The organism is Streptomyces sp. UW30 (assembly GCF_008042075.1).
In the GTDB taxonomy this organism is placed as follows: domain Bacteria; phylum Actinomycetota; class Actinomycetes; order Streptomycetales; family Streptomycetaceae; genus Streptomyces.
Map to the genome: position 1 here is coordinate 806,086 of NZ_RDBN01000053.1, position 2,887 is coordinate 808,972.

A 2,887-nucleotide genomic window follows, 5' to 3' on the forward strand; every position below is an offset into this window, starting at 1 on the left:
AGTTTGGACGGCAGGTGCTTGCGGCTTGTGAACGGGGGGAGGACGCGGACCGTCCAGGGGACCTTGTGGGTGCCCTGGCGGGAGAAGAGGCCCAGGGGGCCGTATGAGCGGATCGTGACGCGGTCGGCCTGGCGGTCCAGCAGCTGGCAGCCCGGCACGGAAATGGCGGCATCCCGCCAACGGGTGAACATCCCCGCAGGCGAACGCCGCCGCATCACCACCCGCCTACGCCCCACCCGCAGAGGCGACCGCCAGGCCGACCGCGTCACGATCCGCTCATACGGCCCCCTGGGCCTCTTCTCCCGCCAGGGCACCCACAAGGTCCCCTGGACGGTCCGCGTCCTCCCCCCGTTCACAAGCCGCAAGCACCTGCCGTCCAAACTGGCCCGCCTGCGCGAACTCGACGGACGCACCAGCGTTCTCACCCGCGGCGAGGGCACAGAATTCGACAGCCTGCGTGAGTACGTCCCCGGCGACGACACCCGCTCCATCGACTGGCGCGCTACGGCGCGACAGACCACGGTCGCAGTACGCACCTGGCGCCCCGAACGCGACCGCCACATCCTCCTGGTCCTGGACACCGGCCGCACCTCAGCAGGACGAGTCGGCGACGCCCCACGCCTCGACGCCTCCATGGACGCGGCCCTTCTCCTGGCTGCCCTCGCCTCCCGAGCCGGCGACCGCGTGGACCTCCTCGCCTACGACCGCCGAGTACGCGCCCTCGTCCAGGGCCGCACAGCGGGCGACGTTCTACCTTCCCTGGTCAACGCGATGGCCACCCTCGAACCCGAGCTGATCGAAACGGACGCCCGAGGCCTTACGGCCACAGCTCTCCGTACGGCACCGCGCCACTCCCTGATCGTGCTGCTCACAACCCTCGACGCGGCGCCAATCGAGGAAGGCCTGCTCCCTGTCCTCTCCCAGCTCACCCAACGCCACACAGTCCTGCTCGCATCCGTAGCGGACCCCCACATCGCCCGCATGGCAACGGCACGCGGAAACACGGACGCCGTCTACGAGGCCGCAGCCGCCGCCCAAGCCCAAAACGAACGCCACCGCACAGCGGACCAACTCCGCCGCCACGGCGTCACGGTCGTCGACGCGACGCCGGAAGAACTCCCGCCGGCCCTGGCAGACGCATATCTGGCCCTCAAGACAACGGGGCGCCTGTAATTGGACCGCATTGCAATGGCCCCTCCGCGGGAAGGGCTCATTGCACGGTGCTTAAACGCAGAAAGGCCCACGCCRTAYGGCGTGGGCCTTTCTCAAAAATTGTTCGGCGGCGTCCTACTCTCCCACAGGGTCCCCCCTGCAGTACCATCGGCGCTGTAAGGCTTAGCTTCCGGGTTCGGAATGTAACCGGGCGTTTCCCTCACGCTATAACCACCGAAACACTATGAAACTATGACCGGAAACCCCCCAAACAAGGGGGGACGTCGGTCGTTGCTTCAGAACCAACACAGTGGACGCGAGCCTCTATGGACAAGCCCTCGGCCTATTAGTACCGGTCACCTCCACACGTTACCGTGCTTCCAGATCCGGCCTATCAACCCAGTCGTCTACTGGGAGCCTTACCCCATCAAGTGGGTGGGAATACTCATCTCGGAGCAGGCCTTCCTCGATTGGCGCGCCGGAGCTTTTAACCTCCACCCAGGAGAGTGGAAGTGTTATCCGGTATTAGACCCCGTTTCCAGGGCTTGTCCCAGAGTGAAGGGCAGATTGCCCACGTGTTACTCACCCGTTCGCCACTAATCCCCACCGAAGTGGTTCATCGTTCGACTTGCATGTGTTAAGCACGCCGCCAGCGTTCGTCCTGAGCCAGGATCAAACTCTCCGTGAATGTTTACCCGTAATCGGGTGCACACATCACGAGAGCGGAACAGTCAGGCGGAATAGGCCCGACCGTTCACAGCGTCCTCGCTGTGTTTATTTCAAAGGAACCTCGYCCCAACCGGAAGACCGGCCGGAGACGGGGTATCAATATATCTGGCGTTGATTTTTGGCACGCTGTTGAGTTCTCAAGGAACGGACGCTTCCTTTGTACTCACCCTCTCGGGCTTTCCTCCGGGCGCTTCCCTTCGGTCTTGCGTTTCCGACTCTATCAGACCGTTTCCCGATCCGATTTCCTCGGTGCTTTCCAGGTTCCCGCTTTCGCGTTTCCCTTTCCGGCGGTTCCGACTTTATCAGAAGTTCCGGGCCGGATTGACCAGCCACTCGTTTTCCGATTCATCGGGAGAGGCTTCTCGGGAATCAAAGTTCCACTGAAGCAGATAGATACTAACTCTGCCAGGCGGGACTGTATCCACTTCCAGGCAACTGTTCGAATCTACCTCCTCACGAGCTCCGTGTCAACGGCTCTTGTGGGGCGAAGAGGAGACTAGCAGCTCAACAGGCGTGCCCGCACATCAAGCCGCCGTCGGAACGGTCGCGCTGCGTTCGGCCGCCTCAAGGTCACCTGTGTCTCCGGCACGAGCGGCACGGCCGCCAAGGACATAGACGTATGCGAGGAAGGCCAGCTCAGCGACGACGCCGATGGTTATGCGTGCCCAGGTGGGCAGGCCCGACGGAGTGACGAAGCCTTCGATGGCGCCGGAGACGAAGAGGACCAGGGCGAGGCCTATCGCCATGCCGATCGCGGCTCGGCCCTCCTCGGCGAGAGCTGAGCGTCGGGTTCGCGGACCCGGGTCGATGAGCGTCCAGCCGAGGCGCAGGCCTGTGCCGGCGGCTACGAAGACCGCGGTCAGTTCGAGGAGACCGTGCGGCAGGACGAGGCCGAGGAAGGTGTCGAGGCGTCCGGCTGAGGACATCAGGCCGAAGCCGACACCGAGATTGAGCATGTTCTGGAAGAGGATCCAGAGCACCGGGAGGCCCAGGAAGACGCCGAGGA

Annotated in this window: 2 protein-coding genes, 1 rRNA gene and 1 other annotated feature; of the genes, 1 reads left to right on the plus strand and 2 read right to left on the minus strand. The window is 63.9% G+C overall.

Going from position 1 to position 2,887, the window contains the following annotated elements; translation table 11 throughout:
* A partial coding sequence (locus EAO75_RS37895) for a DUF58 domain-containing protein (RefSeq protein ID WP_410092654.1) occupies positions 1 to 1,173 on the plus strand: 1,173 nt, incomplete at its 5' end.
* A 101-nt stretch (positions 1,174 to 1,274) separates the two neighbouring features.
* Here EAO75_RS37895 and rrf read toward each other — a convergent pair.
* Together rrf and EAO75_RS37910 are read right to left on the minus strand one after the other, a co-directional pair.
* Positions 1,275 to 1,391: ribosomal RNA gene (gene rrf / locus EAO75_RS37900) — 5S ribosomal RNA — on the minus strand.
* A gap of 124 nt (positions 1,392 to 1,515) precedes the next feature.
* Positions 1,516 to 1,794 (minus strand) — a sequence feature (16S ribosomal RNA rRNA prediction is too short).
* 611 nt (positions 1,795 to 2,405) lie between these two features.
* On the minus strand, positions 2,406 to 2,887 hold a 482-nt coding region (locus tag EAO75_RS37910), incomplete at its 5' end, for a stage II sporulation protein M (RefSeq protein ID WP_148000519.1).